Here is a 26663-nt window from a genome sequence, read left to right on the forward strand (position 1 = left end):
TATAGACAAAAGCGAGAGATTCTACAAAAGTCACTCAATCTATTCTTACTTCTTGGTAAGCACATATTGATCGGCCAATTCGCCGACAGGCTTGTTGCCTTCTTTATCCAGCATAGTAACCTTGTCGCCTTCGATCAGCCACTTTGTCATATCTTCTCCTTCTCCTAAAGTTACGATGTTGCTGGCAGCGTCCCACATAATCGTTCCTGACGATTCGAAGCGCCCATCTTCTTTTTCCTGATAAACTTGCGTCAGCTTATACGTCTGGTCGCTCATGAGTTCAAGGGTCGTTTCGATGCCGCTGCAATCGGCACACGGAAGAACGCCGTAATATACGCCGGCCTTGTCAAAAGCGGGTGCTTGTACGGTTTCAATCATCTGATCGTTCTCGCTGGTTTCCGTATTTTTGTTACCGGGTTTGCAAGATACGAGTCCAAACAGGAGTGCTGCGACTCCCCAAAAAAACAAATTCTTTTTCATACGATATAATAATTATGTTGAGTTAATCCAAAAACTAAAACAAACTTGCTGGTAAAATGTTCACTACACCGCCGAAAAGACGTAAACATTTCACATCTTTTCGACCATTTAAACACTTTTGGCCATTAGGTGTTATTCATTCGAAGGCCTGAGTTCCCGATCCATGGCAGCGGCAGCCCTGCGACCGTCGCCCATGGCGAGGATGACGGTGGCTCCGCCACGCACGATATCGCCTCCGGCATATACATCGGGTAGAGAAGAACGCATATCGTCTTCATGAACGATGATGGTGCCTTTCGATGAGATCTCCAATCCTCCGAATGCTCTTGGGATTAATGGATTAGGGGATACGCCTACACTGACAATAACCTCGTCGACTTCAAGCGTTTCTACAGCGCCTTCGATCGCTACGGGTCGGCGCCGTCCGGAGGCATCGGGCTCTCCCAGCTCCATCTTCTGCAGGCGCATCTGTTTCACCCGCCCATTTTCGTCACCCAGATACTCGATCGGGTTATGTAGTGTCAGAAATTCGATTCCTTCTTCTTTGGCATGCTTCACTTCTTCCAGTCGGGCCGGCATTTCTTCTTCGCTGCGACGGTAGACGATCATGGCACGCGAAGCACCTAAACGGCGTGCCGTACGTACCGAGTCCATCGCCGTATTCCCTCCGCCGATCACCGCCACACGTTTACCCTGCAACACCGGCGTATCGGAATCTTCGGATGCCGCATGCATCAGATTGACGCGAGTCAGGTACTCGTTCGACGACATGACTCCGATCAGGTTCTCGCCGGGGATATTCATAAAATTCGGCAAGCCGGCGCCACTGGCCACGAAAATCCCTTTGAAACCGTCGGCATGGAGATCATCGTAGCTGATCGTTTTTCCTACGATGCAATTTGTAATGAAGTGAACGCCCATGCGCCGCAGACCGTCGATTTCGAATTCGACGATTTGGTTAGGAAGACGGAATTCCGGTATCCCGTATTTCAATACACCGCCGATCTCGTGCAATGCTTCGAACACGGTCACCTCATATCCGCGCTTGGCCATATCGCCGGCAAACGAAAGTCCGGCAGGCCCGGAGCCGACGACGGCGATACGTATGCCGTTGGCCGGCATCATCTCCGGAGTCGACGCCTGACCACTCTCACGTTCGTAATCCGCCGCGAAGCGTTCAAGATAACCGATGGCTACGGGTTCTTTTTTCATTTTCAGATGTACACACTGTGCCTCGCACTGTTTCTCTTGCGGGCAGACACGACCGCAGACAGCCGGCAGGCTGCTCGTTTCTTTCAGCGTCTGAGCGGCCTTCAAGAAATCACCCGCTTCGATATATTTAATAAACGTAGGGATATTGATGCTGACCGGACACCCGCTCATACATGTGGGATTGGGGCAGTCGAGACATCGCTGTGCTTCTTGCATGGCTTCGTCGGCCGTAAGCCCGAGGTTGACTTCTTCATGATTACCGCTACGGTAGTCGGCATTAAGCTCATTCATCCGTACACGCGGAATATCGGTGCGCTCTTTGTTTTTCTTCGTTTTGCGTAAGGCTTCTCTCCAAGGTTCGGCACGCCGTACCGTAATGAGTTCTTGTGTTGTCATACTGATTCCGGTTGTTTTTTATCGATTCCTTTATAGGCATTTAAACGCATCATCATCTCGTCGAAATCGACCTGATGTGCGTCGAATTCAGGCCCGTCTACACAGACGAACTTTGTCTGTCCGCCTACTGTCACGCGGCAGGCGCCGCACATGCCTGTTCCGTCGACCATAATTGTATTTAGCGAGGCCACTGTCGGTACCTGATATTTCTTGGTCAGTTCGGAGACAAATTTCATCATGATGGCCGGGCCGATGGTCACACATAAATTGACGGGTTCACGGTTGATTACCGATTCGACCCCGTTCGTTACCAGTCCTTTCGTTCCGTATGATCCGTCGTCCGTCATGATCAGCACTTCGTCCGAGCAGGCACGCATCTGTTCTTCCAGGATGACCAGCTCTTTCGTTCGTGCGGCCAAAACGACAATCACGCGGTTTCCGGCACGATGAAAGGCTTCGACGATAGGGAGTAAGGGAGCAACGCCGACTCCTCCGCCGGCACAGACTACCGTTCCAACTTTTTCGATATGGGTGGCTTGTCCTAATGGACCGACTAAATCCGTAATCGATTCGCCGGCATTCAGCTCGCACAATTTTTTGGACGAACGACCGATGGCCTGAACGACCAACGTTATCGTGCCTTTTGATGTGTCGGAGGCTGCAATCGTCAGCGGAATGCGTTCTCCCTTTTCGCCTACACGGACAATCACAAAGTGTCCAGCCTTACGCGAACGCGCAATCAAGGGCGCTTCCACCTCCAGCTTTACGACGTGAGGAGAAAAATACTCTTTACTTACAATTTTGTTCATGATATTTTTCCGTTTGTTATTCAAATAATTCTTTGTCTCTGACTAACATTAGAATGGCCGAATGCGGAAGGATCAGGTATTTCTCGTCGTTCAGGCTGACCTCGTAAGCCGAACTTTGCAGATAGACGGCCAGATCTCCTTCCTTGGCTTGTAAAGGCAGATAAGAGCTTTTTTCGTCTTTCTTCTTCCATGGCTCATCTTCGTCGGTGGGCAAGGGCAGAGGATAACCCGGACCAATACGGATAACGTAGCCTGTCTGTAGTTTTTCTCCTTCCTGTACTAAGGGAGGGAGTAATAAACCCGATTTGGTTTTTACCTGCGGATTGGTGGGTTTAACCAATACCTTATCTCCCACCATCAAAAACTTGTCAAACGCTTTATGGTCTATTGACAGTTGCATTTCTTTTCTTTTTTTATAACAGACGCAAAAGTAATATTTATATGTAAAGAAGCCAAATTAATCCTTTACCAGTGCGCGAAAGGTGGATGGGATAGGTGTTTCGAAAGTCTCCTCACGTCCTGTGACCGGATGGATGAACGAGAGCCGGAAAGCATGTAGCATGAGGCGTTGCGCCGGGTCGGTCTTTGCTCCGTATTTCGGGTCGCCGGCGACCGGATAGCCGGCTTCTTCCATTTGGGCGCGTATTTGATTCTTACGACCCGTTTCCAACTCGCACTCCACAAGCGAGTAGCGGTCGTTGCTCTGTAATACGCGATACTGCATTACGGCCTCCTTGCCGCGCGAAGCATCGGTGCAGAACACTTTCATACGGCTGTTTTCGGCCAGATAGGAGACAAGCCTGTCCTGTGCAGGATCAGGTCTGCCTTCGACCACGGCTACGTACGAGCGGCGCGTAATCATGGTCGACCAATCGTTGCGCAGTTTCTCCTGTACGCCTTTGTTACGTGCGAACATCATCAGCCCCGAAGTGCCCTTATCTAAACGATGAAGCACGAATACCCGATTACGCGGATCTTGCTCGCGCACATAGCCCGACAGGAAGGCATAGGCGGTGCGCTCTTGCGCTTGTGATTCGGAAACTGACAACAGACCGTCTTTCTTCTCAATGACGATAAGCGATTCGTCTTCCCAAACAATACGCAAATAAGGATTATTGAACGTTGTCTTGGCGCGTTCATGGCTGATCAACACCTCATCACCCGGACGCAAGGGGGTGTCGAAGTGTGTTTTTACTTTACCGTTTACCCATATCTGCCCGTGTTTGAGCAGGCTTTTAACCGAGCTTTTGCTGCGGTCTTTAAGCAGGTCGAAGAGGTAAGGAAGTAGCGTGGTGTCTTGTTTGACCGTTGCACGCTGTCCGCGCGGAAGTGTTTTGTTGCTTGACGAGAAGCGGTTACCACGACCATATTTCCGTTGTGATGTCATCTTTACTTTTATTTTACAGCCGCCAAAGTTACGCAATTATCCGCGAATCGGGCGGAGATCGCGTTTTTTGTCACAGGCTGGCGCGTTAAAATGACTTTGTTGCAACGGTATTCTCCGGAAGTCTCCGCACGGTTCATTAAGATTTCCGACGAGGCACGAAAGTCTCCGCGAAACTCGCTAAGTCTTCCGTCGATGTCCGGAAGTCTCCGCACGGTTTATTAAGATTTCCGACGAGGCACGAAAGTCTCCGTGAAACTCGCTAAGTCTTCGGTTGGTGTCCGGAAGTCTCCGCATGGTTCATTAAGATTTCCGACGAGGCACGAAAGTCTCCGTGAAACTCGTTAAGTCTTCCGTCGGTGTCTGGAAGTCTCCGCACGGTTCATTAAGATTTCCGACGAGGCACGGAGGTCTCCGCGAAACTCGCTAAGTCTTCCGTCGGTGTCCGGAAGTCTCCGCATGGTTCATTAAGATTTCCGACGAGGCACGAAAGTCTCCGCGAAACTCGCTAAGTCTTCCACCAGTGTCCGGAAGTCAAACGTTCTCACCGATTTTTCTCCACTTCTGATTGAGAAAAAAGGAATTGTTTATGTTGGATGTTTGTTAGAAAGGAGTTTTATAGCCAATATAACAGAGTAGGTCTTTACTTTTTATCAATGATTGCAGATGCTTCATTCGTTCTTCGGTGGGACTTTCCTGTTCATCGAAGACATATTTTTGGCCTAACTGACGATATTTGGATTCTCCTAATCGATGAAAAGGCAGGATGTTAATGACTTCCAAACCGATCTCGCGGACAAATTCCGCTGTCCGGATTATATTTTCATCATCATCATTAAAACCGGGTATAATAATAAGTCAAATAAGTTTGTCAGAAAAACAAACCACATAGATACGCCATAAGAAGCGGCATAGGTAACATATCAATATTTTATTCCCTCCAAAACCCGTCAAGGTATTAGTTGAAATATATCACATTTCAAAGAATCAAAGTCTCGGTTGCAAATAAATAAAAAGAGAGTGCGAAAAGCAAATAATATCGATTTATTTATAAAAGATTAACGTTTTGGTGATGTAATTAAGAAATATAAAAGAAATTGCAGCAAATTGTGCGATAGAAGTTTTACTAAAAACCTTTTTGAGGAATTTGGGTTTATCTGTATACGATCTCCATCTCGTACTTCCTCTTTCTCTCCATTTTGAAAAAAAGCAGAAAACGTTTTTGAGTTAATCTATTAGATGAATGGCGCTGATGGGCAAACGCAGACCATTCTTAAGGTTTAACATGGCATTGATCAGGATGAGTTCGTCGTATTCTTTCAGAGTTGTGATATGTACCGGAGCTTCTTTGATGCGGCCGGATTTTAGCAGAAGTTGTCTTTGGGTTCCGTTTAAAAGATAAGTCTCCGGGGTGATGTATTCATTTCCTCTTCTGAGCACGATGTTGGAAAAGGAGCTATCGGTGAGGAAGCCGTCTTTTAAAAAGACGACCTCATCGAAGCCTTTGCGCTTCCATTCCTCATATTCCAGAACTCTCCTGTCGGCGTATTTGAAAGCGTAATCGAGTTTGTCGGCATTTACGGCAATCAAGGAAGTAATCTTTCTGGGTGTATAAAGCTCAAAAGTGATGTCGCGGATAAGCTGGTCATAAAGCAGTCTGCACTTTACCGGACCGGACTTCAGCGAAGGCGGCATGATGCGTGCAAGGTTAGGGAAATTAGGTGAAGAGAAACCGAAATGTGCGGCTGTTTCGCGCATTCGTTTCAGATGACCGTCCCGATTGATCACACGACCGTCTCGGATAGCGATTGTTTCGATAAATTCCATCGTGTTTGTTTTGTGGGCTTGTGTCGTTTAAAACGGTAGATATACTTTTTTTACCACCTCGTCGTACTCGTCTTCCATCTTGCTGTTTACGGTAATTCCTCCTCCGCTGCGGTACACATACGGCGAACTCTCCAGATCGATGAAACGGATAAGCACGGCAGAGTCAAGACTCCTGCCATCGAAATAGCCGGATACGCCGGTGTAAAATCCACGGTGAGCTGCCTCCGCTTTCCTGATCAGCTTGAGAGTCGCTTCTTTGGGAGCGCCGGAGATAGAACCGGCAGGCAAGAGCGTTCGAATAATCTCTCCCAAACGACCTTTCCAATCGCTCGGCAGGTCTCCTTTTATCTCGGAGCTGACTTCGAGGATGGGGCCATTCGACGTTTCGATACGGTCGATGTAGCGGAATCGTTCTACCCGCACCTGAGAGGCCACCATGGATAGATCGTTCCGTATCAGGTCGACAATAGTGTAATGTTCGGAAAGTTCTTTGTAATCACTTAATATCTTTGTCTCTGCGTCGGGAATGCGTGCATCGATCGTACCTTTCATCGGGTTGGATGAGATGCTGCCTTCTTCTATTTTTACAAACCGCTCGGGAGAAAAGCAGACAAAAGCGCCGGGAACATATACCTTATATAAGGCATCGGATCGATGAAAAATTTCCTCGGGAGATAGATTGGTCTCGATGGGCGTTTGGACTGTCAGATTGGTCAGAAAGGAATCGCCCCGAAGCAGACCTTCACGTACGATGGAGAAACGGCGAGCGTATTCTGTTTGCGTTTCGGGGTATTTATCAAACCGATAGCTGGAGGAGTCTGTTGTTTTCGGTTGGCAATTCGAAAAACCCTGAAAATCGAAAAGCACATCCTGCTGTTCGAGTGGGTTGGGGATAAAGAATCCCCGGCACAGCTCAAAGTTGAGCCCGAAAACAAACGGGCTTCCTTCAGCCCCTGCCTGATTCATCATCCGAATGACTTCTTCCGCTTTTTTCATGTTATTCTTTCAAATATTTTCGTTCCTCTAAATTTTCCAGTATTTGCATCTGTTGAATCGCTATTTGATTTAGTTTTATAAGTCGTTCGTGCTGTGGCAATCCCTCATTTATTAGAACAGCATTGATATTTTCCATGTTCGAGAGGCAAATCAGTTCGTTGATGGTAGCATAATCACGGATATTTCCTTTTAATTTGGGGTTAATCTCTCGCCATCGTTTAGCCGTTATGCCAAACATGGCAACATTGAGCACATCCGCTTCTTCTGCATAAATGATATTTGTTTGTGTCGGAGTAATCTTTTCGGGAATCAGATGCCGTTTGATAGCATCTGTATGAATACGATAGTTTATCTTGGCAAGTTCTCTTTTCGCACTCCAGCCTAATAGTTTTTGTTCCTCCGATTTAAGTCGTTGAAATTCTTTGACCAAATATAGTTCAAACTCGACCGAAACCCAACTTGCAAACTTAAATGCAATATCATGTTGAGCATAAGTGCCTCCACCGGCACCTTTCTGTGTGATAATACCTATAGATGCAGTTAATTCAATCCATCGAGAGGGACTCATCGTAAATGCGTTGCTACCGGCATCTGCCAGAAGGGGGTCGAATTCGACCCCTTTAAATTGAGGGTTGTTCAATTTTTCCCACAAACCAAGGTATTCTAACGTATTCTTCTGTCGCATCCAGTTTTTTACGACATCTTTTGGCTCGGCAGGATTTTTTTGCCGGGCAATATCCGTAATACAGATATAGTCCATGCCATCTTTCTGCATAGTCTTGATGACAATCTCTTTGACAATGATTCCAGAAGTTATTTTCATGTTGCAAAAATATTGAAAAAACTTGGACTTGTAGACGTTTTAGTTTTACTTTTGCGCAGTGGAAGCGATAGAACCGAAACATCTGTTGATTGTCGACAATCACGATTCGTTTGTGTATAATCTTGTGCAAATGGTCGAAGAAAACGGGCATTGCACGTTCGATATCGTGCGGAACGACTGCCTTGTTCCGGAGAGTATCACCGGGTATAAAGGCATCTTGCTTTCGCCCGGTCCGGGACTTCCCGGTGAGGCCGGTAAACTCTGTCGCCTGATCGAAGAAACACACAGGCATACGCCGATACTCGGCATCTGCCTCGGACATCAGGCCATTGCCGAAGTGTTCGGTGCGCGGCTGACAAGGCTTGACCAGCCGCTTCACGGACACAGGTCAGCTCTCCTTATTACCGAACCTGACGAGTTGCTGTTCCGGGGTGTTGAGGATGGAAGTCCGATCGGACACTATCATTCCTGGGTCATCGAACGAGAGAGTTGTCCCGAAGAATTACTGACGACAGCCGTAGATGACAAGGGTTTGATCATGGCTATCCGTCATCGCTGTTATCCTGTTCGAGGTCTTCAATTTCATCCCGAATCGATCATGACGACGGCGGGGAAAAATATGATTGATAATTGGATTTTATCTTTATAATACATTTATTCTATGGTAAATATCTTGATTTCTGGGCTGGGAGGCGTTGGCGGTTACTACGGAGGGAAATTGGCGCAGGCCTACGCTACAAGCGAAGAAGTAGCCATTTATTTCATTGCCCGTGGTGAACATAAGGAGGCGATTGAGCGGAACGGCCTGCGTATCCAATCGATCTGGGAAAATTTTACCGTTCGACCCAAAGGATTATCGGATAAAGCGGAAGAGCTGGGTATTAAGGCGGACTATATCCTCTGCTGCACGAAAGATTACGATCTTGAGGAAAATATCCGTTCCCTCCTGCCAGCCATCGATAAGAATACGATCATCGTACCTCTGCTTAACGGAGCGAATATACGGGAGCGGATCGCTGCCGTAGTTCCCGATAACGAGGTCTGGTGCGGGCTGACTTATATCGTGGCGATGAAAGCCGGTGCGGGTGTGATTGAAAATGCACTGGAACACCCGAAACTGTATTTCGGAAGTCCTGTCGGTCGCCATCGGCGCGAAAAAGAGTTGGAAGAGATCCTGCAAGCGGCAGGGATTAACGGCGAATGTCGGGAGGATATCCTTTATCAGGTGTGGAAGAAATACATTTTGATTTCGGCTTCGGCGAGTTCGACTGCGTATTTCGACAAACCTACACGAGTGGTGATCGAGACAGAAGCGGAAACGTTCCGCTCACTGCTCAGAGAAGCTATTGCAGTGGCTCAAGCTAACGGTATCGATATTTCGGAGGAGATGTGTCAGCATGTGCTCGACCATTTCTGGAAAAACGATTTGACGACAACGACTTCCATGCACCGCGATTTTATGGCAGGTGGAAAAACGGAACTCGAAAGTCTTTGCGGATATCTCGTTAGAGAAGGGGAACGAATGGGAATCCCTGTCCTGACGTATCGTAAAATTTATGAGGCGCTTCTGTCGAAAGAGAAAGGGGCGAAAAACGGAGTGTAAAAACGTTCGGCAGACTGGTTCCCGCAGGCTTTGTTACAATACGATCAAGAGGCCAAGTCCGACGGATACGCCTGTTGCGATCAGTCCGGGAATCATAAAGGAATGATTTAGCACATATTTTCCGATACGTGTCGTGCCGGTGCGGTCGAAGCTGATGGCTGCCACTACCGTCGGGTAATTCGGGATAAAGAAGTAACCGTTGACAGCCGGGAACAAGGCGATCAGCATCCACGGCGACAGGCCCAATGCAATTCCGAGCGGAAGCATGGCACGAACGGTAGCCGCTTGACTAAAAAGCAGCACGGACATCACGAACAGCGCCAATCCGAACAGCCATGGCATCGTTGTCACATATTGTTCGATGCCGCCTTTCAGTGCGGCCATGTTGCCCGAAATAAATGTGTCGCCCATCCAAGCGATACCGAATATGGCGATGACCGCCTGCATCCCTGCCGAAAAGACTGAACCTTGCACGGCTCGAATCCCGTCGGTGCGAGTCCCGATAAGTATCAGGGCAGCAGCCGAAAGCATTAGAATCTCAATAATATGGGCCATTTGCATCGAGACTGTCCCTTCGTCGGTATGAAATACGGGCCTCAATGTTGCGGACGAACCGAAAACGACAATGCCGACCGTAGCCAGCAGGAACAGAACGACCGAAAGCAAAGCTCCACGGGGATTCCCGACTTCGCGTGTTTGATGATGGCTTCTTTCGAAAGCACCTGCTGCAAGCCGGTGCTGATACTCCGGATCGTCCGCAAGCTCTTTCCCTATCTTCATCGAATAGAGGGCGCCGATCAAGACCCCTGCCAGTGTACAGGGAACGGCGATCATCATAATGTCAGTTAAGGTGATGTCATATCCCGCCAACATGCTCAACAGTGCTACCGTTGCGGCGGAGATGGGGCTGGCTGTGATGGCCTGCTGCGAGGCGATAACAGCGATGCCGAGCGGCCGTTCCGGACGTATCTTGGTCTCTGCCGCCACTTCGGCAATCACCGGCAGTACAGAGTATGCGACGTGCCCCGTGCCGGCAAGAAACGTGAACAGATATGTCACAAAAGGACTTAGCAGGGTGATATGTTGCGGATGACGCCTCAGTAGACGCTCGGCCCATTTGACCATCAGATCTAACCCGCCCGCAGCCTGCATACAGCTTGCCGCCGCAATAACTGCGGCAATCATCAACATCACGTCGATGGGGGGCGAGGTCGGACGAAGCCCGAAACCGAACGTTAGTACCGCCAGTCCTAGACCGCCGGCAACTCCCAGACCGATCCCTCCTTTGCGTGCTCCTATGACAATTGCTGCCAATACAATAAGTAACTGAAGAATCATCGTATGCTTTTTCTATCCGAAAGCGCAAATGTACATGATATTTTGCTTATATGCATGTCTGAATGTACATTTTCTACAGGGCTGACGCATTAAAAACAGCTTTCTATGTATTTTTATAGTCGTTAAAACTCCGTTAGTTATGTATCATTCTCTATTTGAAAGTCTCTGCATGGTCTCAGACCCACGGATAGAGTGTAAAAAGTTTATCCTTTTGACTTTTTACTCCTGATCGTTTTCCTCTCTACTCTCTCAGGCAATACCCCCTGGTATGAGATTGAAGATTATGCCGAGGAATACGAAGAAGAATTGAAAATTTTGTGCGAAATGCTTATCGGTTAGCGGTTTCCGTATACCATGTCCTCTCATGATACCTTCAACAGGTGCATCAGTCTCTTGGATGTGCTTGACTTGGGAGGGACTGTTGTCTCCATTGATGCCATAGGCACGCAAACAGCCATTGCCGAACAAATCATCGATAAAGGTGGAGACTATGTATTGTGTGTTAAAGCGAATTAAAGTTTGAGCTTGCAAGAGATAGAAGCCTATTTCTGCCCTCTGTTTCAGAAATATATCCTCCTTAACGAGCAGACGGAACTATCTTATGGACGCATAGAAACACGTCTCTATCAAAGTATTCTCAATCCCTTGGAGATAGAAGCCAACGAGGTATTAACTCGCCGGAAAGGCTTGAGCTCGATACACAAAGTTGTACGCAAACGAAGGGATAAAAAGAGCGACAAAACGAGCGAAGAAGTGGCCTACTATATTTCGTCATTGACAGATCTTTCTTTATTGAAGCAGGCTATTCGTGGGCATTGGGCGATAGAGAACAAGTTGCATCACTGTTTAGATGTCTATTTCGGACACGATGCCTCGCACAAGCGAACGCCATTGTTGCAATGGTATTAAAAAGTAGGAGTTATTGGTCTATTTTTGTATTTGCAAACATCTTTGTGTAATTTCCGAAACAGAACACTCATAAAAAGACAGGAGAACGAATGAAGCAAAAAAATCCGCCCAACTGTCACATAGGTTACATTTTCAGGGTAAGGGTCGAGCTATCTTTGCGCTTGTAAAACGAATCATAAAATAAATACGATGACAACTTTCGACAAAGCGACCGTGATAGCTCTTGAGGCTTCGGTCGATTACACGCAAGGCGGTGTGATCAGTAAACAGGTGACAAAAAACCGAGCGGGAAACATCACGATTTTCTCGTTCGATAAAGGACAGGGATTAAGTGAGCACACGGCGCCCTTCGACGCGTTTGTGCAAGTCTTCGACGGTGAAGCCGAGATACGCATCGATGGTGCGCCGCACATTTTGAAAAAAGGCGACTGCATCATCATGCCGGCCCATCGTCCGCACGCACTGAAAGCCATTGAGCGCTTCAAGATGTTATTAACGATGATCCGCGGCGAAGAGTAACTTAACTTTTCGACACAGAGCATTATATGAAACTGTTTAAATATCCGAAGAAAAATCATGAGTGAATTGATTAATAATTCGTCGCAGCGCAAAGAGATGTTGCGGCATTTACTCCTTCGGTTGCACGAAGGAGACAACCCCGAGGCGTTACGTAATCGTCTCGTAGAAGTACTGAGCTCGATTCCGTACAACGAAGTGGTGGAAGTGGAACAGGAATTGATTGAAAGTGGCGCGTTGAGCGAGGATGAGATTCTCGCGTTTTGCGACCTGCATACAGCCGTACTCGATGGAAGTATCGACCAGCGCGGCGCTAAGCCGATTCCTGCGGGACATCCCGTCGACACGTTCAAGCGCGAGAACCGTGCCATCCGCGAACAGCTCGACCGGTACGGGGTGCTGAAGAACGAAGTTGAACAGCTGACGGACGCGCAAGCGGCCGAGTATGCCTTGAAACTGCGTGCCGTCTTCAACAGTCTGGCCGACATCGACAAGCATTACAAACGAAAAGAATACCTCGTGTTTCCGTATCTGGAAAAGCATCAAATCACCGGACCTCCCAAGGTAATGTGGGGTAAGCACGACGAGATACGTTCTTTACTTAAAGGCGCCTTCGAAGCGCTGGCCGGTTCTTTCCAAAACGCCGCGGAATTGAATTCGACCGTACAGCTCGTACTTGATCCGGCGGTCGAGATGATTTCCGGCATGATCATGAAGGAAGAAGAAATTCTCTTACCCATGGCCATGGACACGTTTACCGACGAAGAATGGTATAAGATTTATCAGGAAACGCCCGAATTCGGTTACTGTCTGTTCGATCCTTCCGACGAGTGGAGACCCGACGGCGTACAGATTGAGAAGCAGGAATACGTCTCGGCCGATGCCATCCGCCTCTCGTCCGGGCTGTTTAGCCTCGAAGAGTTGGAAGCCCTCTTCATCCATTTACCTGTCGATATTACGTTCGTCGATAAAAATGATAAAGTCGGTTTCTTCTCGCACAGCCCCAATCGGGTCTTTGAGCGTAATCGTTCAATCATCGGACGCGACGTGCGTATGTGTCATCCTCCCGGAAGCGTACACATCGTCGAACAGATTCTGACCGATTTCAAGAGCGGCAAAGAGAACAAGGCCGTTTTCTGGCTCTCGAATTTTATGGGACGATTCATCTACATCGAATATACTGCCGTGCGAAACAAAAACGGCGACTATCTGGGTGTGGTGGAAGTAACGCAAGATATTACGCAACTGCGCCGTCTCGAAGGCGATCAACGGCTCTTGTCTTATGCTCAAAAATAAGCCGCCGATTACGCCGGATACGAAAGTGGGCGAGCTGCTAAAGCATTATCCCGAACTGGAGGAGTCACTCCTTCAGTTCTCTCCCGCTTTCGCGGCGCTGAAGAATCCCCTCCTGCGCCGCACGGTTGCTCAAGTTACTTCGCTCCGACAAGCGGCCAACGTAGGGAACGCGAATATTATAGAGATGATTGATACGCTGCGTCAGGCGGTAGGGCAATCCACTTTGGGCGAAAGCGCATTGATCGAAAGCGGAAGCGTCCGTATGCCGTTAACCGGAAAAGCGCCCGCGGCAATCGCTTTTATCCTCGATGTACGTCCCGTGCTCGAAAAAGGAGAACATCCGAAAGAACTCGTACTGAACGAAGCCGACCGCTTGCAGACCGGCGAATGTATGGAACTCCTCACCCCTTTCCCACCCGTTCCGCTCATCGAACTGCTCGAAAAGAAAGGCTTCGCCGTAACCATGACCGAACCGGAGGACGGGGGTGTACGGACGTTTATCTGTCGGAAAGAAGGAGAGATGAAATAAAAAGCAAACGACATTGTATCGGTTCAGATATCCTTACAAGCATCTCGGAAATAAATAGGCCCATTCTCTAAATAAAACAAGAGGGTGTATCAAAGCGCACGCCCTCATTGATATACTGAAAAACACAGGTAAACTCGTACACCCAAGACATCAATCAATAACTTCATCATGAATCTAATCTTATTTATAGGTGCATACTGTTTTTACGACAACAAACCTGAAGTTATTTATAGATAACCATACAACAAACTAAACAGATAGTCTTATTCTAATAAAGATGATTCCGAACTCGCGTCATTTTTGATGGTGATTAATAGCTTTACTGTAGAATCTATAAAAAAGTTGCCCGGATATGAGTAGATATCTCGGGCAACAGTTGTTTTGCGAAATAAAAACGGTCTTTATTTGCAAAACATCAGAAAGGAGAAATGATTAGAATACGAAACCTAATTTAAATCCGGCATTGGCTCCTACCGAAATAGCATTTGAGCTTCCTGCTTTCTGGCCTGTGGTAGAAGTACCACCGCTAGTGTGAGTTACTGAACCAACCGATGCGGTACCAAAATCCAGTCCGGCTTCTACACCCAGATACACATTTTTTACAAAATAGTAGTCTGCACCAAAGAATAATCCCATTGCAAAACCAAAGGTGCTCGGTCCTTCTACTTTGGTCTTGTCTCCATGTTTAGGTTCTGAAGAGGAAGATTTCGTGTGATATGCGATACCCATATCACCACCGATATATGGAGAAAGTCTGTCCGTACCGCTGAAATGTTTTTCCACACCGAAACGCATGCCGATCTGACTTTTGCTTTGTTTGTTCGTCACATCTTCGTTCGATGTGTCTTTTTGTGAGTCAGTCATTAAGGAGAAAGCACCTCGCAAAGCCATCCCATCAGAGATGAAATAACGTCCTTTCAACATGCCGCTGTTAAGCATCACGGGACTTTCAGTCGCGAAAATACCTTTAGAGAAAAGTGACAAGTCGGCGGTTACACTCCCTTTTCCAGGTTTAAATTCCTGCGCGTTTACTGCGCCCCAAGCAGAGACTAACGCTACTGCTGCAATCAATAATTTTTTCATTTGTTCTTTTAACTTTGTTATTAAAATCGGCGGCAAACTTACATAAAAAATATGACTTCGTTGTTTTTTTACCCAAATTGCTGTTGTTGAGAATATAGATCTTTGTCGAATGTGGCCAGGCTGTATCGTTGAACGCGGCTTTCAACGGAAGAAGTACTTTATTTCATCCATCGAATTCGGCTTACAAGAAGTAAAAAACATCTTTTTTGCATTGTCCCGATGAATGTGTCGTTATTTTTTTGATGGTCTTCATTTCTTTTTGTACTTTTGCAGCCGCAATAAAAAGAACAACTTATTGTATTGATTTCGGGGTGTAGCGCAGTCCGGTTAGCGCACCTGCTTTGGGAGCAGGGGGTCGCAGGTTCGAATCCTGCTACCCCGACCATCCGGAAAAGCCTTTAAAAGTCATAGCAGTAGAGACTTTTGAGGCTTTTTTTATACCCGAAATAGATTTTTCGGGTATACTGATGCGATGGTTTTTGGGATTGTTTTTCCCTAAAAAACTTTTTTGGCCGTTCGTTCGGGCATTCGCCATTTGGCAGATTCGACAATCTTTCCTACTTTTACGACATGAAACCGAAACACGATTTAACGCAAGGGGCGGTCTGGAAAGTCATCTTGACGTTTGCTTTTCCCTTGCTTATCGGCAATCTGATTCAGCAAGTTTATAACCTTACCGACAGTGTCATCGTCGGGCGGTTTTTGGGCAAGGAGGCATTGGCGGCCGTTTCGGCTTCGTTTTTCATCTACTATTTCATCATCTCGTTCGTGATCGGTATAGGAAGCGGTATCACGGTCATTGTTTCGCAATATTTCGGGGCGCGGCAGTACGAGAAAGTACAGCGCGCTTTTTCGTCGTTTTGCGGTTTCACGCTGATTGCCGGTCTTTTTCTGTCGGTGTTCGGTATCGTATTTACCGAAGATTTTTTTCGGCTGACCCGCACGCCTGAAGATGTCATTCCGCAAGCCGTCCGCTATTTTCGTATTTATGTGGGCGGGACCGTGCTGTTTATTACGTTCCACAGCATGTCGTCCGTTTTGCGGAGCATGGGTGATTCGGCGCGTCCGATGGTTTTCGTCCTCATCACCGCCGTGCTGAACATCCTGTTCGATTTGCTTTTTATCATCGGGTTCGGGTGGGAGATTGAAGGAGCTGCTCTTGCGACCGTCGCGGCGCAGGGTGTTGGAGTATGTATTGTATTGGTATACATCTACCGGCTTCATCCGTTGCTGTCCATTCGTCGGAGGGATTGGGTCTTCGACGCCAAACTCTTTATGCAGGGGTTGCGTATCGGTATCCCGACGAGCATACAGCAGGTCTCCATCGCCATCGGTCTGGTGGCGCTTCTGGGGATTGTCAACCGGTTCGGAACCGACACGTTGACGGCCTACGGGGCAGCCGGAAAGGTCGATTCGTTCATCACGCAGGCGCTCCTGACCGTTTCCAGCGCTCTGGCTGCTTTTTGCGGACAGAATATCGGCGCGCAACGGTTTGACCGTGTACGTGAAGGCGTACGTTTTGCCTTGACGTTTAATCTGCTCTTTTGCGCAATGGTGTTTGTCGCCGTATGTTGCTTCGGTAAAGCGATGATGCGGGCTTTTACACACGATGTGGACGTGATTGCCATCGGTTACGAGTATCTGTTGATTCTCGGAGGTTTTCTGGTGGTTCACGGAGCGTTGGGGATCTTCAACGGCGTGATGCGCGGAGCCGGTGATACGCTGTTTGCGATGGTGACGACGATCGTTACCTTCTGGCTGATCCGTATCCCGTTAGCTTACGGTCTCAGTCATGCGTGGGGACACGTAGGCATCTGGTGGGCGATTGTACTGAGTATCTCACTCGGATTCGTCGCCACATACATTTATTATCATACGGGGCGATGGAAAAAGAGGAGGGTCGTTTCCTGACTCCTCCTCTCTTTTCTTACGTTTTATTGAAATGTCATCAGTTTGCTGAGATATTTCCCGATGATGTCGAATTCGAGGTTCACGACCGTTCCCTGCTCGATTTGCCCGAAGTTCGTATAATCGTGCGTATAGGGAATGATGGCTACCTCAAAACGGTTGGTCTGTGAGTTGCAGACGGTCAGACTGACGCCGTTCACACAGACGGAGCCTTTCTCGACGGTCATGTATCCTTGTTTGGCCATCGCCGGGTCGATTTCATATTCGAAAGCGTAGTACCAGCTGCCGTCGGCTTCCGTCACGCGTGTGCAAATCGCGGTCTGATCGACGTGCCCCTGCACGATGTGTCCGTCCAGCCGGCCGTTCATCAGCATGCTGCGCTCCAGATTCACCTTGTCGCCCACCTTGAGCAGCCCCAGATTCGAACGTTCGAGCGTCTCTTTGATGGCCGTTACGGTGTAGCTCTCCGGCGTTTTCTTCACTACGGTCAGGCACACCCCGTTGTGCGAGATGCTCTGATCGATTTTCAACTCGTCGACAAACGAGCAATGCAGCGTAAGATGCAGGTTGCCCTTGTCTTGCTCCAGCGCAACGACGGTTGCGGCTTCTTCTACGATTCCTGAAAACATAATAATATAATGTGGGATGATTATTTTTGTTGTTCCAGCTGCAACGTCTTCGTCGGTTGGTCGCATACGCTCGACGGCCCGAAGTACTGTATCGGACCTGGGTAGACATAATCCGTGCTCAATGCCCACTCTTCGCGACGTGCGGCATACGCTTTGAACGGAGCGCCTTCGAGTTTGACGAGCGCTTTCTGAATCACCGGTTTCATTTCTCCGTGACGACGCTCCATGTTCATCATCATCGTCACCGGAATACCGCCCGCAATCCATTGGTCGGCCGATGCAGTCGTATTGCGTACCGACGACATATAACCCGTTTTACCCGCATGAATCAGGCAGGCTGCCGCGTATCCGAGCGAGTAGCAATAGTCGGCGTCGTAGTTCGACGGAGCGGCACAACGGCCTTCGTAACCGAAGAAGTGCATCTGAGTGGCGAATTTGCCGGTATATTTTCCTTCCGCTTTCCATTCGGCCAGACGGTTACCTACCATCTCGGCCAGTAGTTTCTCTGTTTCGATGAGCGAAACCTGTACGTTGCCGTGCGGGTCGCGTTCGAGGGTGAGCTGACGGGCTACGCCTTCGGGCAAGCTGGCATACAGCTCCGAGTTTTCTTTCGTCAGCTTCGCGATGATGTAGCTGCGCTGCTCGCTCTTCTTGATCATCTTGAATTCCGTTTCGTGCTTGGCGAGGAAATCGTTCAGTTCGGCGATCAGCCGTTTCATGGCCGGGATAAATTCTACCAGTCCTTCGGGGATCAGCACCGTGCCGAAGTTGTTGCCGGCTTCCGAGCGTTTGAGGACAACCGTTGCGATCTGGTTCACGATATCGTCGAGCGTTTGGTTTTTGGCTTCCACTTCTTCCGAAATGATGCAGACGTTCGGGTGTGTTTGCAGGGCACATTCCAAAGCGATATGCGAGGCCGAGCGTCCCATCAGTTTGATGAAATGCCAGTATTTACGTGCCGAGTTACAGTCGCGCTGGATATTTCCGATCACCTCCGAATAGACCTTACATGCCGTATCGAAGCCGAACGACGTTTCTACCTGCTCATTTTTCAAGTCGCCGTCGATCGTTTTCGGACAGCCGATCACTTGTACGCCGGCTCCGATCGATTTGTAATACTCCGCCAGTACGCAGGCATTCGTATTCGAGTCGTCACCACCGATGATCACGAGCGCCTTGATGTCGAGCTCTTTCAGGATTTCTAATCCTTTGTCGAACTGTTCTTTCTGTTCCAGCTTCGTACGTCCTGAACCGATCATGTCGAATCCTCCGGTGTTACGGTATTCGTCGATGATATCGGCCGTTAGCTCCATATATTTATGCTCGATCAGACCGCTCGGGCCTAAAATAAATCCGTACAGACGGGAATCTTTGTTTCCCGACTTCAGTCCGTCGAACAGTCCGGCAATCACGTTGTGGCCGCCCGGCGCTTGTCCGCCCGACAAAATCACACCGACGTTGATCGGCGGCATCGCTTTCTTTTCGTTGCTTTTCTCGAACGTCACAACCGGCATGCCGTACGTGTTCGGGAACAATTTCTTGATATCTTCCTGATCGGCTACCGATTCGGTGTATTCGCCATCTACGGCCTTTACGGCTCCTTTCAGTGCGGTGGGCATCTTGGGAACATAGTGTGCCCGCTCAATTTGTAATGCGCTCTTTGTCATGATGTATTGCTTTTTTTAGTAAATCTTTTTGTCTCTTGTTTTTTGCGTCCGCAAAGATAATATTTTTCCGCAAACCGCCTACCGTACAGGTCGGCCTTTTTCGCGTAGCTCATCCATTTGCGACCTTTTTGTCGGTTATGTTGCAGCGAGGTAGAGAATCCGGTTGCGATCATTTGTTTTCTGCGGTGCTACACGATCGGAAGGTCCCGACACCTTATCCATGTACTTTTGGAAGATTTTCCCCAATTTGGGGACGTTTTTCAGGATGTTTTTATACATCGGGATTTCTTTGCTAACGTGCTTTTGGATAGTAGAGAAGAAAGAAAATGCGGAGAAACTACTCCTTTTAGTTATATTTAACTATGAAAATTAGTTTGAAAACTAAATTATCTCGTTATTTGTGGCCGTAATTTGAACAATGAAGATACACGTATGCAAAAGTTAACGGCTAAAGAAGAAGAATTGATGCTCTTTTTTTGGGAAAAAGGAGCGTTGTTTGTCAGGGAAATACTCGATTTTTATCCGGCTCCGAAGCCTCATTTCAATACGCTCTCGACCATTGTGAGAGGGCTGGAAGAAAAAGGGTTTCTGGCGCATAAGACGTTCGGGAATACGTATCAGTACTACGCCGTCATCAGTAAGGAAGAGCATCGGCGCGGTACGTTGCGGAGTGTCATCCGTAAATATTTCGATAATTCGTATCTGCACGCCGTTTCGTCGCTTGTGCAGAGCGAAAATATATCGGTCGAAGAATTGAAGGCTTTGATCCGTGAAGTGGAAAAAAACTCACCGCCGGCAGGCAATAAATCTTGATGTATCATGGGAGCATTTTTTTCTTATTCGCTGCAATCTGCGTTGTGCCTCGCGGTATTCTATTTGTTTTATACCGTGGTGCTAAGCCGTGAAACGTTTCATCGGCTCAATCGCTACACGCTACTTGCTATCATGGCGCTGTCGTGGATGATACCGCTACTCGCCGGTGCGTTGTCGTTCCGTACAGGCGCGAATGTGGTGCCGGAAATGATCGTTGAGCAACCGCTCGCAGCTCTTTCCGCAGGTACTGTGACGCCATTTGAGTCGTCTGTCTGGCATTCTGTCTTTGTACCGATTTTTACGTTATATCTCATCGGCATCGTTGTTTGCGTGTTTTATCAGGCAGTGTCTTACTTACGGTTATGGCGGTTGCTCTATAAAGGAAAGCGTATGGTGTTGAATAACGATATCCGGCTGATTCTGCACACCGACACGCGCATAGTTCCATTCAGTTGGATGAAGTATATTGTGCTTTCCGAGGATGATTATACCGAAGACGGGGCTGCGATCATCGCACACGAAACGGCGCATATCCGCCTCCGCCACTCGTGGGATCTGATGGCTGCGCATGTTTTCGTCATCTTGCAATGGTTCAACCCTTTCGCGTGGATGGTATACCGCGACTTGCGGAATACGCACGAATATGAGGCCGATAAATCCGTCCTCGACGCAGGGTTCGAAGCGCAACATTATCAATTATTGCTTATAAAAAAAGCCGTCGGCACACGACTCTACTCTATGGCCAACGGCTATAATCACAGTAATAACCTCAAAAAACGTATCACTATGATGTTACAAAAAAAATCGAATGCATGGGCACGGTTGAAGTACGCGCTTGTACTCCCGTTGGCAGCTACGACTGTTGTTGCCTTCGCCCGCCCGGAAATCTCACGTCCGTTCGACGAGATTTCGAGTGTCAAAGTTAGCTATTTTGCTCCGACCGCCCAACCCGTCGAAGCAAAAAGTGTAGAAAAAGTCGTTGCTCCGCCTCGACAGGAAGTTGCCGCACCCGTTGAAACGGTAGCAGAAACACCCGCTCCTCGTGAAACGAAAGCGCCTACCGCTAAACCTAAACCTGCGCCGACAACGCCTAAGGATACCGTGGTGTTTATGGTGGTGGAGGAAATGCCTGAATTTCTGGGTGGAATGAGTGGTTTGATGGAATATCTTAGAGACAATCTTAAGTATCCCGTCAAAGCTAAGGAGAAAAAAATAGAAGGACGGGTCACCGCTGCGTTTGTTGTAAGCCGGGATGGAAGTATTCGGGATGTTCAGATTGTAAGAGGTGTTGATCCGGATTTGGATGCGGAAGCGATCAGGGTGATCAAATCGATGCCGAACTGGAAACCCGGTAAGCAAAGAGGAAAGAATGTAGCAGTAAAATATACTCTTCCGATTAATTTCAGATACCCTCAAGCGAAAGATTCGCTTCAAACGAAATAAGGTTTCGTTTGCTTTAAGAAGTGATAGACGCTGCCTCACAATGTTGGGATTGTGGGGCGGCTTTTTATGTGTAATGATAGATGTTTTTGGGTAAATACGTGAATGACGATCGCTTCATCCGAAAGCCGGATATATAAATCTGTTGTTAAAAAATAAGAATTAACATCTTTGTGTTTGTTTGTAATATATCTTTGTAAAAAAAAAGAAAAGAAATAGGGCTTCGGGATTTTATTCTTCGTTTTTCGGATAAGGTACGTTATCAAAGGGGGAGTCGAAGGATGTGATGCCTGATTTATGAGAAAAGTATGTGCAAGTGAGTGTGAATTATTACAAAGAATAAAAAATAACTGCGTACACCATGAAAAAGTTTTTGACGATGATACCGGACTGGTTTGTCTTGCCGCTCTTCATTCTCGGAGGCGTGATCACAGGACTGGGAGGATATGCCGTTTATATGTCGAGGGTGCATGTTTACCTCTCGGACGATCCGGCCGCGTGCATCAACTGCCACATCATGACTCCCTATTATCAGACGTGGGATCACAGTTCGCACGGACGCAGGGCTACGTGTAACGATTGTCATGTGCCGCACGACAATGTCTTCAAACAATATGCTTTCAAAGCGAAAGACGGCTTGCTGCACGCGTCGGTGTTCACGCTCAGGGCCGAACCCTTGGCTATCCGGCCGCGTGAAGAGAGTTACGAAGTGATTATGAACAACTGTATTCGTTGTCATACGCAATTGAATACGGAGTTCGTGAAGACAGGGATGATTTCGTATACCGAAGCGAAGGAGGGCAAAGGGTTGACTTGCTGGGACTGCCATACCGACATACCTCATACGAAGGTGAGCAGTCTGGCGGCTTCTCCCCATGCCATTGTACCGTTGCCGAAATCTCCGGTTCCCGAATGGCTGAAGGAAATGATGGGAAGGAAAAGGCAGTAGAGAAGCAGTAAGGTAGCAGAAGTAGTAAAGGAGTAGGAGGGGAGCGGACTTGATCCGTATTACTTTATGAGGGGGTAATAACCACTCCTTACAGACAGATACATAATAATCAAGAATCGTTAACATTTAAAATAAATTGGATATGTTTAAGAAGCTAACACAGATCATCAAACGTAAACCCGTCGTAGGGTGGGTAATTTTTTTCGTTGTCATGGCCGGAGTGTTTATGCTCGGACTGTTGGCTGCCTCAATTACCGAACGGAGAGCGGAAATCGCCACGTTATATAATAACAAGAAGGTAGAAATCGGTCCTTTCGAGGCAAGAAACGAAATTTGGGGTGAAAATTATCCGCGCGAGTACGATACATGGACTCGCACGGCCGATACGAGTTTCGTGTCCGAGTTTAACGGCAGCCGCGCGGTCGATGTACTTGCCGAACGTCCTGCCATGGTTATCTTTTGGGCCGGGTATGCATTTTCCCGCGAATATAACTCGCCCCGCGGACATAAACATGCCATCGAAGATATGATTCATATCTTGCGTACGGGAAATCCGGGTGTGGATGGCGAGAAAGACATTCAGCCGTCTACGTGCTGGGTGTGTAAGGGGCCGGATGTTCCCCGTATGATGCATGAGGTAGGGATCGCGAACTTCTATAAGACCCCTTGGAGTCAGATGGGAAGCGAAATTGTGAATCCGATCGGATGCGGCGACTGCCACGATCCGAAAACGATGAACCTGCATATCTCACGTCCTGCATTAGTCGAAGCCTTTGAACGCAGAGGAATGGATATTGCCAAAGCGACCCCGCAGGAGATGCGTTCGCTCGTATGCGCTCAATGTCATGTTGAATATTACTTCAAAGGAGACGACAAATACCTGACTTTTCCGTGGGATAGAGGTATGACCATGGAAGATGCCGAACGGTACTACGATGAGGCCGGATATTACGATTACATCCATACCCTGAGTCGTGCGCCGATTCTGAAAGCACAACATCCCGACTACGAATTGGCTATGCAGGGTATTCATGCCCAGCGAGGCATATCGTGTGCCGACTGCCACATGCCCTACACGAGTGAGGGAGGCATTAAATACAGCGATCATCATATTACGAGTCCGTTGCAGTATATCGACCGTACGTGTCAGGTCTGTCACAGGGAGAGTGAAGAGACGTTGCGGCAGAATGTATATGACCGTCAGCGGAAAGCTAACGAAGTACGGAACCGGCTTGAAGAAGAGCTGTTGCGGGCGCATCTTGAAGCAGAGCATGCTTGGAAAGTGGGAGCGACCGAAGCGGAGATGGCGCCGGTATTGAAGCTGATCCGTCAGTCCCAATGGCGCTGGGATTATGGAGTCGCTTCTCATGGCGCTTCGTTCCATGCACCTCAGGAAGTAACCCGTATCCTGAGTGCCGGATTGGATCGTGCCATGCAGGCACGTCTGGCCGTGGCGAGGGTGTTGGTGAAACATGGCTATACCGATGAAGTACCGATACCGGATATTGCGACGAAGGAAAAAGCGCAGCGTTATATCGGTCTCGATCCTGATGCATTGAAGGCTAAGAAAGCGAAATTCGTTGATAAGATTGTCCCTCAGTGGATCGAAGAAGCCCGTAAGAAAAACCGGCTGGCTTCCGTGAGTTGATTCAGACTCCTTGTTGTTGTGAAAATCCGATAAGTAGATGAAGCACCATACACGTACGATGTGGCAACCCCCTTGGCGTTATCGGGAAAGCATCGCCTTTGTTGCGGGTATTGTCATTGTGGGTATGCTGTTGCAACTTACAACGGGTGAGTTCACCTTTGACCTACTCCGTTATCCCGTGAATCTGATACTGGGGGCCGGGATCGTGGTTATCGTAGCGATGGTGGCTGTGTTTCGCCGAAATCCCGTTTTCGGATGGTTTACAGGCGTACCGTTGTCTGTGACTCTCATTGCTTCGTTGTTACTATTGGGAATCATCATGGGGCTGACGCCACAGGCCTCAAGCCCTCTGTCGGGAGAGCGGCCTCTGCCGTCTCTATTGGGCTTTGACCGGATGACGCACTCGTGGCCGTTCGTTCTCGTTTATCTGACGACTTTGCTTTCACTGGGAGCACTTATTGTAAAGAGACTGATTCCTTTTCGCAAGCGTGATTACGGATTTTATCTGAATCATATCGGATTGTGGCTTCTGCTGTTTGCGTCCGGGTTGGGAGCCGCCGATATGGAGCGTTATCTGATGAAAATTTATGAAGGCGAGGTCGAATGGCGTGCTACCGACTCTCGCAACCATCCGGTGGAACTGCCCATTGCCGTCGAACTGAATGATTTTTATATGGAGGAATATCCGCCCGGCTTGACGGTTATTGATCGGCAGACGGGAAACCGTATGCCGGAAGAGCATCCGGAATTCTTACCGTTGGATGTAAAGCGTCCGAAAGGTATGCTTTTCGGGTGGGAAATCGAACTGAAGTCGTATATTCACGATGCCGTACGTAACAGCGACAGTACGTATCATGAAGTACACATGCCGGGTTCTTCGCCCGCGGCGTATGTTTCGGCCTATCATCCGCAGACCGGTGAGAGGCGGACGGGTTGGGTTTGTCCGGGTAATGTTTCTCAACTGTATATGGTGCTGAATCTCGATAGCGCTTATTGCATTGCGGTCACACGCCCCGAGCCGAAGCGTTTCGTTTCCGATATCCGGGTGTATCGTAAAGGAGAAGGAGCGGTCGATACGCAATTGGAGGTAAATAAGCCGTACCGTGCCGGGGCATGGATGATTTACCAGCATGGTTACGATAATCTCGCCGGAAAAATGTCGAATTTTACCACGGTCGAACTCGTTTATGATCCTTGGCTTCCTGCTATCTATATCGGTATCGGGATGCTTGCGGCCGGATCGGTATGTATGCTGTGGCTTGGGAACAGGACGAGGCGAAAGGAGGAAGAAAACGCATGACATGGAATGAATTTTTGTGGTTTGCCTTACCGGCCATGTTCTGCTGGTCTTCGGCCGGTGTATTGGTTTATTTTTGTAACAGACGGATCAGCCATCTGTTGATGCTTGCAGGAATCGCTTTTTTTACGGTGTTTATTGTCGGTCTGTGGATCGGGTTGGAACGTCCGCCGTTGCGTACCCTCGGCGAGACCCGACTGTGGTATGCTTTTTTTCTTTCGGTTGTGGGATATCTTACCTACCGGCATTGGCGATATCCATGGCTGCTTTCTTTCTCGGCGTTAGTGGCTATCGTATTTACGTGCGTCAATATTTTCAAGCCGGAGATTCATTCCAAGCATTTGATGCCGGCGTTGCAAAGTTACTGGTTTGTGCCGCATGTAACGGTTTATATCTTGTCGTATGCCATGCTTGGTGCGGCCACCATCGCTTCGTTGATCCAACTGAACAAACTGAAGAAAAGGGCCCCGGAAGAACGTTTATATCATTTGATGGACAATCTGGTTTACGTAGGATTCGGGTTCCTGATGTGCGGTATGCTGATGGGATGTATTTGGGCGAAAGAAGCATGGGGACATTACTGGTCATGGGATCCCAAAGAGACATGGGCTTTTGTCACTGCTGCTTCATATTTGGTGTATATCCATATGCGGCTACGGCGAACACATCCTTGTGTGACTTTATGGATGCTGCCCGTGTCGTTTATTTTGCTGATGATAACGTGGATCGGGGTGAACTATCTGCCGGCGGCACAAGGGAGCATTCATGTGTATGGATGAACGGAATATAAAAACATTTTCTTCCGTGTGCTTTTCCGATGTTCACATAAAAGAGGGTAGTCTGCGTTGGATTGCACAGACCGACCTGCCTCATTGTGTCCGCCGACTTGTTTGAGCCGTTCGGCCGACTTATGATGTTGCCCCGGCCATCCGGCTGTATCGGGTCGGCGGTTTTGAAGATACGGAACGTCCGGCTTCTTCTTTTTCTTTTTCTTGGCCCGATAAACCCAGATTACGCGATAGGAGCTTTATTTTAACCCAGATTCCGCAATAGAAGAAATAGGAATGAATTTAATTCAGGCCTTCAGCCCTCCGAACAAGTTCCGGATGTC

25 protein-coding genes, 1 tRNA gene and 1 pseudogene are annotated in these 26663 nt (G+C 48.2%); 14 read left to right on the forward strand and 13 right to left on the reverse strand.

All coding sequences use genetic code 11. The features are described from left to right. Positions 1–45: 45 nt before the first annotated feature. From EII41_RS05185 to EII41_RS05220, 8 genes are all read right to left on the reverse strand, one after another. Positions 46–480, reverse strand: a complete 435-nt coding sequence (locus EII41_RS05185; protein ID WP_124789712.1) for a copper resistance protein NlpE — start codon at positions 478–480, stop codon at positions 46–48. 132 nt (positions 481–612) lie between these two features. After that, positions 613–2088 (reverse strand): NADPH-dependent glutamate synthase, encoded by a 1476-nt coding sequence (gltA, locus tag EII41_RS05190; RefSeq protein ID WP_124789713.1) that lies wholly within the window; start codon positions 2086–2088, stop codon positions 613–615. Next, positions 2085–2897 (reverse strand): sulfide/dihydroorotate dehydrogenase-like FAD/NAD-binding protein, encoded by an 813-nt coding sequence (locus EII41_RS05195; RefSeq protein ID WP_124751529.1) that lies wholly within the window; start codon positions 2895–2897, stop codon positions 2085–2087. The genes gltA and EII41_RS05195 overlap by 4 nt, the downstream gene beginning before the upstream one ends. A gap of 16 nt (positions 2898–2913) precedes the next feature. Then, positions 2914–3297, reverse strand: coding sequence for a co-chaperone GroES family protein (locus tag EII41_RS05200; protein WP_124751528.1), 384 nt, complete (start codon positions 3295–3297; stop codon positions 2914–2916). A gap of 57 nt (positions 3298–3354) precedes the next feature. After that, positions 3355–4284 (reverse strand): RluA family pseudouridine synthase, encoded by a 930-nt coding sequence (locus tag EII41_RS05205; RefSeq protein WP_124789714.1) that lies wholly within the window; start codon positions 4282–4284, stop codon positions 3355–3357. 1224 nt (positions 4285–5508) lie between these two features. Further along, entirely contained in the window at positions 5509–6108 is a 600-nt protein-coding gene (locus tag EII41_RS05210; RefSeq protein ID WP_124789715.1) for an aminotransferase class IV, read from the reverse strand. Positions 6109–6135: 27 nt separating this feature from the next. Then, complete coding sequence (locus EII41_RS05215) at positions 6136–7104, reverse strand: aminodeoxychorismate synthase component I (RefSeq protein ID WP_124789716.1); 969 nt, start codon at positions 7102–7104, stop codon at positions 6136–6138. Position 7105: 1 nt separating this feature from the next. Further along, positions 7106–7927, reverse strand: coding sequence for a KilA-N domain-containing protein (locus EII41_RS05220; protein ID WP_124751520.1), 822 nt, complete (start codon positions 7925–7927; stop codon positions 7106–7108). A 58-nt stretch (positions 7928–7985) separates the two neighbouring features. Between EII41_RS05220 and EII41_RS05225 the strand changes: the two genes are divergently transcribed. Together EII41_RS05225 and EII41_RS05230 are read left to right on the forward strand one after the other, a co-directional pair. Further along, a complete protein-coding gene (locus EII41_RS05225) occupies positions 7986–8576 on the forward strand; it encodes an anthranilate synthase component II (protein WP_124789717.1) in 591 nt (196 codons plus the stop codon). Positions 8577–8588: 12 nt separating this feature from the next. After that, complete coding sequence (locus tag EII41_RS05230) at positions 8589–9530, forward strand: ketopantoate reductase family protein (RefSeq protein ID WP_124789718.1); 942 nt, start codon at positions 8589–8591, stop codon at positions 9528–9530. A 33-nt stretch (positions 9531–9563) separates the two neighbouring features. Here EII41_RS05230 and EII41_RS05235 read toward each other — a convergent pair whose 3' ends face one another. After that, entirely contained in the window at positions 9564–10868 is a 1305-nt protein-coding gene (locus EII41_RS05235; RefSeq protein ID WP_124789719.1) for an anaerobic C4-dicarboxylate transporter family protein, read from the reverse strand. 139 nt (positions 10869–11007) lie between these two features. Between EII41_RS05235 and EII41_RS05240 the strand changes: the two are divergent. From EII41_RS05240 to EII41_RS05255, 4 genes and pseudogenes are all read left to right on the forward strand, one after another. Further along, positions 11008–11756, forward strand: a pseudogene (locus EII41_RS05240) (ISAs1 family transposase); the annotation flags it as partial. 210 nt (positions 11757–11966) lie between these two features. After that, positions 11967–12296 (forward strand): cupin domain-containing protein, encoded by a 330-nt coding sequence (locus EII41_RS05245; RefSeq protein ID WP_124789720.1) that lies wholly within the window; start codon positions 11967–11969, stop codon positions 12294–12296. Between the two features lie 57 nt (positions 12297–12353). After that, positions 12354–13589, forward strand: a complete 1236-nt coding sequence (locus tag EII41_RS05250; RefSeq protein WP_124789721.1) for a DUF438 domain-containing protein — start codon at positions 12354–12356, stop codon at positions 13587–13589. Further along, a complete protein-coding gene (locus tag EII41_RS05255; protein WP_124789722.1) occupies positions 13576–14118 on the forward strand; it encodes a DUF1858 domain-containing protein in 543 nt (180 codons plus the stop codon). The genes EII41_RS05250 and EII41_RS05255 overlap by 14 nt, the downstream gene beginning before the upstream one ends. A gap of 432 nt (positions 14119–14550) precedes the next feature. On the opposite strand, the gene EII41_RS05260 is transcribed toward EII41_RS05255, so the two are convergent. Beyond that, the gene (locus tag EII41_RS05260; protein ID WP_124789723.1) at positions 14551–15201 is read right to left on the reverse strand and encodes a BT1926 family outer membrane beta-barrel protein; all 651 of its coding nucleotides are present in this window, start codon (positions 15199–15201) and stop codon (positions 14551–14553) included. A 307-nt stretch (positions 15202–15508) separates the two neighbouring features. Here EII41_RS05260 and EII41_RS05265 point away from each other — a divergent pair. After that, positions 15509–15586, forward strand: a tRNA-Pro gene (locus EII41_RS05265). A gap of 185 nt (positions 15587–15771) precedes the next feature. Further along, the gene (locus EII41_RS05270; RefSeq protein WP_124789724.1) at positions 15772–17112 is read left to right on the forward strand and encodes an MATE family efflux transporter; all 1341 of its coding nucleotides are present in this window, start codon (positions 15772–15774) and stop codon (positions 17110–17112) included. A gap of 23 nt (positions 17113–17135) precedes the next feature. Here the strand turns inward: EII41_RS05270 and EII41_RS05275 are convergent, their stop codons facing one another. From EII41_RS05275 to EII41_RS14110, 3 genes are all read right to left on the reverse strand, one after another. Continuing rightward, entirely contained in the window at positions 17136–17738 is a 603-nt protein-coding gene (locus EII41_RS05275) for a riboflavin synthase (RefSeq protein ID WP_124789725.1), read from the reverse strand. A gap of 20 nt (positions 17739–17758) precedes the next feature. After that, on the reverse strand, positions 17759–19405 hold the full coding sequence (locus tag EII41_RS05280) for a diphosphate--fructose-6-phosphate 1-phosphotransferase (protein ID WP_124789726.1): 1647 nt from the start codon (positions 19403–19405) through the stop codon (positions 17759–17761). Between the two features lie 135 nt (positions 19406–19540). Beyond that, a complete protein-coding gene (locus EII41_RS14110) occupies positions 19541–19684 on the reverse strand; it encodes a hypothetical protein (protein ID WP_185711835.1) in 144 nt (47 codons plus the stop codon). A 153-nt stretch (positions 19685–19837) separates the two neighbouring features. Between EII41_RS14110 and EII41_RS05285 the strand changes: the two genes are divergently transcribed. From EII41_RS05285 to ccsA, 6 genes are all read left to right on the forward strand, one after another. Next, entirely contained in the window at positions 19838–20218 is a 381-nt protein-coding gene (locus EII41_RS05285; RefSeq protein ID WP_124751508.1) for a BlaI/MecI/CopY family transcriptional regulator, read from the forward strand. A 6-nt stretch (positions 20219–20224) separates the two neighbouring features. Further along, the gene (locus EII41_RS05290; RefSeq protein WP_124789727.1) at positions 20225–21661 is read left to right on the forward strand and encodes a M56 family metallopeptidase; all 1437 of its coding nucleotides are present in this window, start codon (positions 20225–20227) and stop codon (positions 21659–21661) included. A gap of 358 nt (positions 21662–22019) precedes the next feature. Continuing rightward, entirely contained in the window at positions 22020–22607 is a 588-nt protein-coding gene (gene nrfH / locus EII41_RS05295) for a cytochrome c nitrite reductase small subunit (RefSeq protein ID WP_124789728.1), read from the forward strand. A 142-nt stretch (positions 22608–22749) separates the two neighbouring features. Next, a complete protein-coding gene (nrfA, locus tag EII41_RS05300) occupies positions 22750–24255 on the forward strand; it encodes an ammonia-forming cytochrome c nitrite reductase (RefSeq protein WP_124789729.1) in 1506 nt (501 codons plus the stop codon). 37 nt (positions 24256–24292) lie between these two features. Continuing rightward, positions 24293–25555 carry a cytochrome c biogenesis protein ResB gene (locus tag EII41_RS05305; RefSeq protein WP_260425488.1) on the forward strand — a complete coding sequence of 421 codons (1263 nt, stop codon included), beginning with the start codon at positions 24293–24295 and terminating at the stop codon, positions 25553–25555. Beyond that, a complete protein-coding gene (gene ccsA / locus EII41_RS05310; RefSeq protein ID WP_124789730.1) occupies positions 25552–26331 on the forward strand; it encodes a cytochrome c biogenesis protein CcsA in 780 nt (259 codons plus the stop codon). The genes EII41_RS05305 and ccsA overlap by 4 nt, the downstream gene beginning before the upstream one ends. Positions 26332–26663 lie beyond the last annotated feature (332 nt).

Source organism: Tannerella forsythia, from assembly GCF_003860135.1.
GTDB lineage: Bacteria > Bacteroidota > Bacteroidia > Bacteroidales > Tannerellaceae > Tannerella > Tannerella forsythia_A.

Bases quoted from the DNA above. Each gene is read 5' to 3' on its own strand.
- EII41_RS14110 (WP_185711835.1), bottom strand. From the start codon at position 19,684: ATGTATAAAAACATCCTGAAAAACGTCCCCAAATTGGGGAAAATCTTC.
- EII41_RS05210 (WP_124789715.1), bottom strand. From the start codon at position 6,108: ATGGAATTTATCGAAACAATCGCTATCCGAGACGGTCGTGTGATCAAT.
- nrfH (WP_124789728.1), top strand. From the start codon at position 22,020: ATGAAAAAGTTTTTGACGATGATACCGGACTGGTTTGTCTTGCCGCTC.
- EII41_RS05185 (WP_124789712.1), bottom strand. From the start codon at position 480: ATGAAAAAGAATTTGTTTTTTTGGGGAGTCGCAGCACTCCTGTTTGGA.
- EII41_RS05305 (WP_260425488.1), top strand. From the start codon at position 24,293: ATGAAGCACCATACACGTACGATGTGGCAACCCCCTTGGCGTTATCGG.
- ccsA (WP_124789730.1), top strand. From the start codon at position 25,552: ATGACATGGAATGAATTTTTGTGGTTTGCCTTACCGGCCATGTTCTGC.
- EII41_RS05235 (WP_124789719.1), bottom strand. From the start codon at position 10,868: ATGATTCTTCAGTTACTTATTGTATTGGCAGCAATTGTCATAGGAGCA.
- EII41_RS05270 (WP_124789724.1), top strand. From the start codon at position 15,772: ATGAAACCGAAACACGATTTAACGCAAGGGGCGGTCTGGAAAGTCATC.
- EII41_RS05280 (WP_124789726.1), bottom strand. From the start codon at position 19,405: ATGACAAAGAGCGCATTACAAATTGAGCGGGCACACTATGTTCCCAAG.
- EII41_RS05205 (WP_124789714.1), bottom strand. From the start codon at position 4,284: ATGACATCACAACGGAAATATGGTCGTGGTAACCGCTTCTCGTCAAGC.
- EII41_RS05215 (WP_124789716.1), bottom strand. From the start codon at position 7,104: ATGAAAAAAGCGGAAGAAGTCATTCGGATGATGAATCAGGCAGGGGCT.
- EII41_RS05195 (WP_124751529.1), bottom strand. From the start codon at position 2,897: ATGAACAAAATTGTAAGTAAAGAGTATTTTTCTCCTCACGTCGTAAAG.
- nrfA (WP_124789729.1), top strand. From the start codon at position 22,750: ATGTTTAAGAAGCTAACACAGATCATCAAACGTAAACCCGTCGTAGGG.
- EII41_RS05220 (WP_124751520.1), bottom strand. From the start codon at position 7,927: ATGAAAATAACTTCTGGAATCATTGTCAAAGAGATTGTCATCAAGACT.
- EII41_RS05290 (WP_124789727.1), top strand. From the start codon at position 20,225: ATGGGAGCATTTTTTTCTTATTCGCTGCAATCTGCGTTGTGCCTCGCG.
- EII41_RS05260 (WP_124789723.1), bottom strand. From the start codon at position 15,201: ATGAAAAAATTATTGATTGCAGCAGTAGCGTTAGTCTCTGCTTGGGGC.
- EII41_RS05285 (WP_124751508.1), top strand. From the start codon at position 19,838: ATGCAAAAGTTAACGGCTAAAGAAGAAGAATTGATGCTCTTTTTTTGG.
- EII41_RS05230 (WP_124789718.1), top strand. From the start codon at position 8,589: ATGGTAAATATCTTGATTTCTGGGCTGGGAGGCGTTGGCGGTTACTAC.
- EII41_RS05275 (WP_124789725.1), bottom strand. From the start codon at position 17,738: ATGTTTTCAGGAATCGTAGAAGAAGCCGCAACCGTCGTTGCGCTGGAG.
- EII41_RS05255 (WP_124789722.1), top strand. From the start codon at position 13,576: ATGCTCAAAAATAAGCCGCCGATTACGCCGGATACGAAAGTGGGCGAG.
- EII41_RS05245 (WP_124789720.1), top strand. From the start codon at position 11,967: ATGACAACTTTCGACAAAGCGACCGTGATAGCTCTTGAGGCTTCGGTC.
- EII41_RS05200 (WP_124751528.1), bottom strand. From the start codon at position 3,297: ATGCAACTGTCAATAGACCATAAAGCGTTTGACAAGTTTTTGATGGTG.
- gltA (WP_124789713.1), bottom strand. From the start codon at position 2,088: ATGACAACACAAGAACTCATTACGGTACGGCGTGCCGAACCTTGGAGA.
- EII41_RS05250 (WP_124789721.1), top strand. From the start codon at position 12,354: ATGAGTGAATTGATTAATAATTCGTCGCAGCGCAAAGAGATGTTGCGG.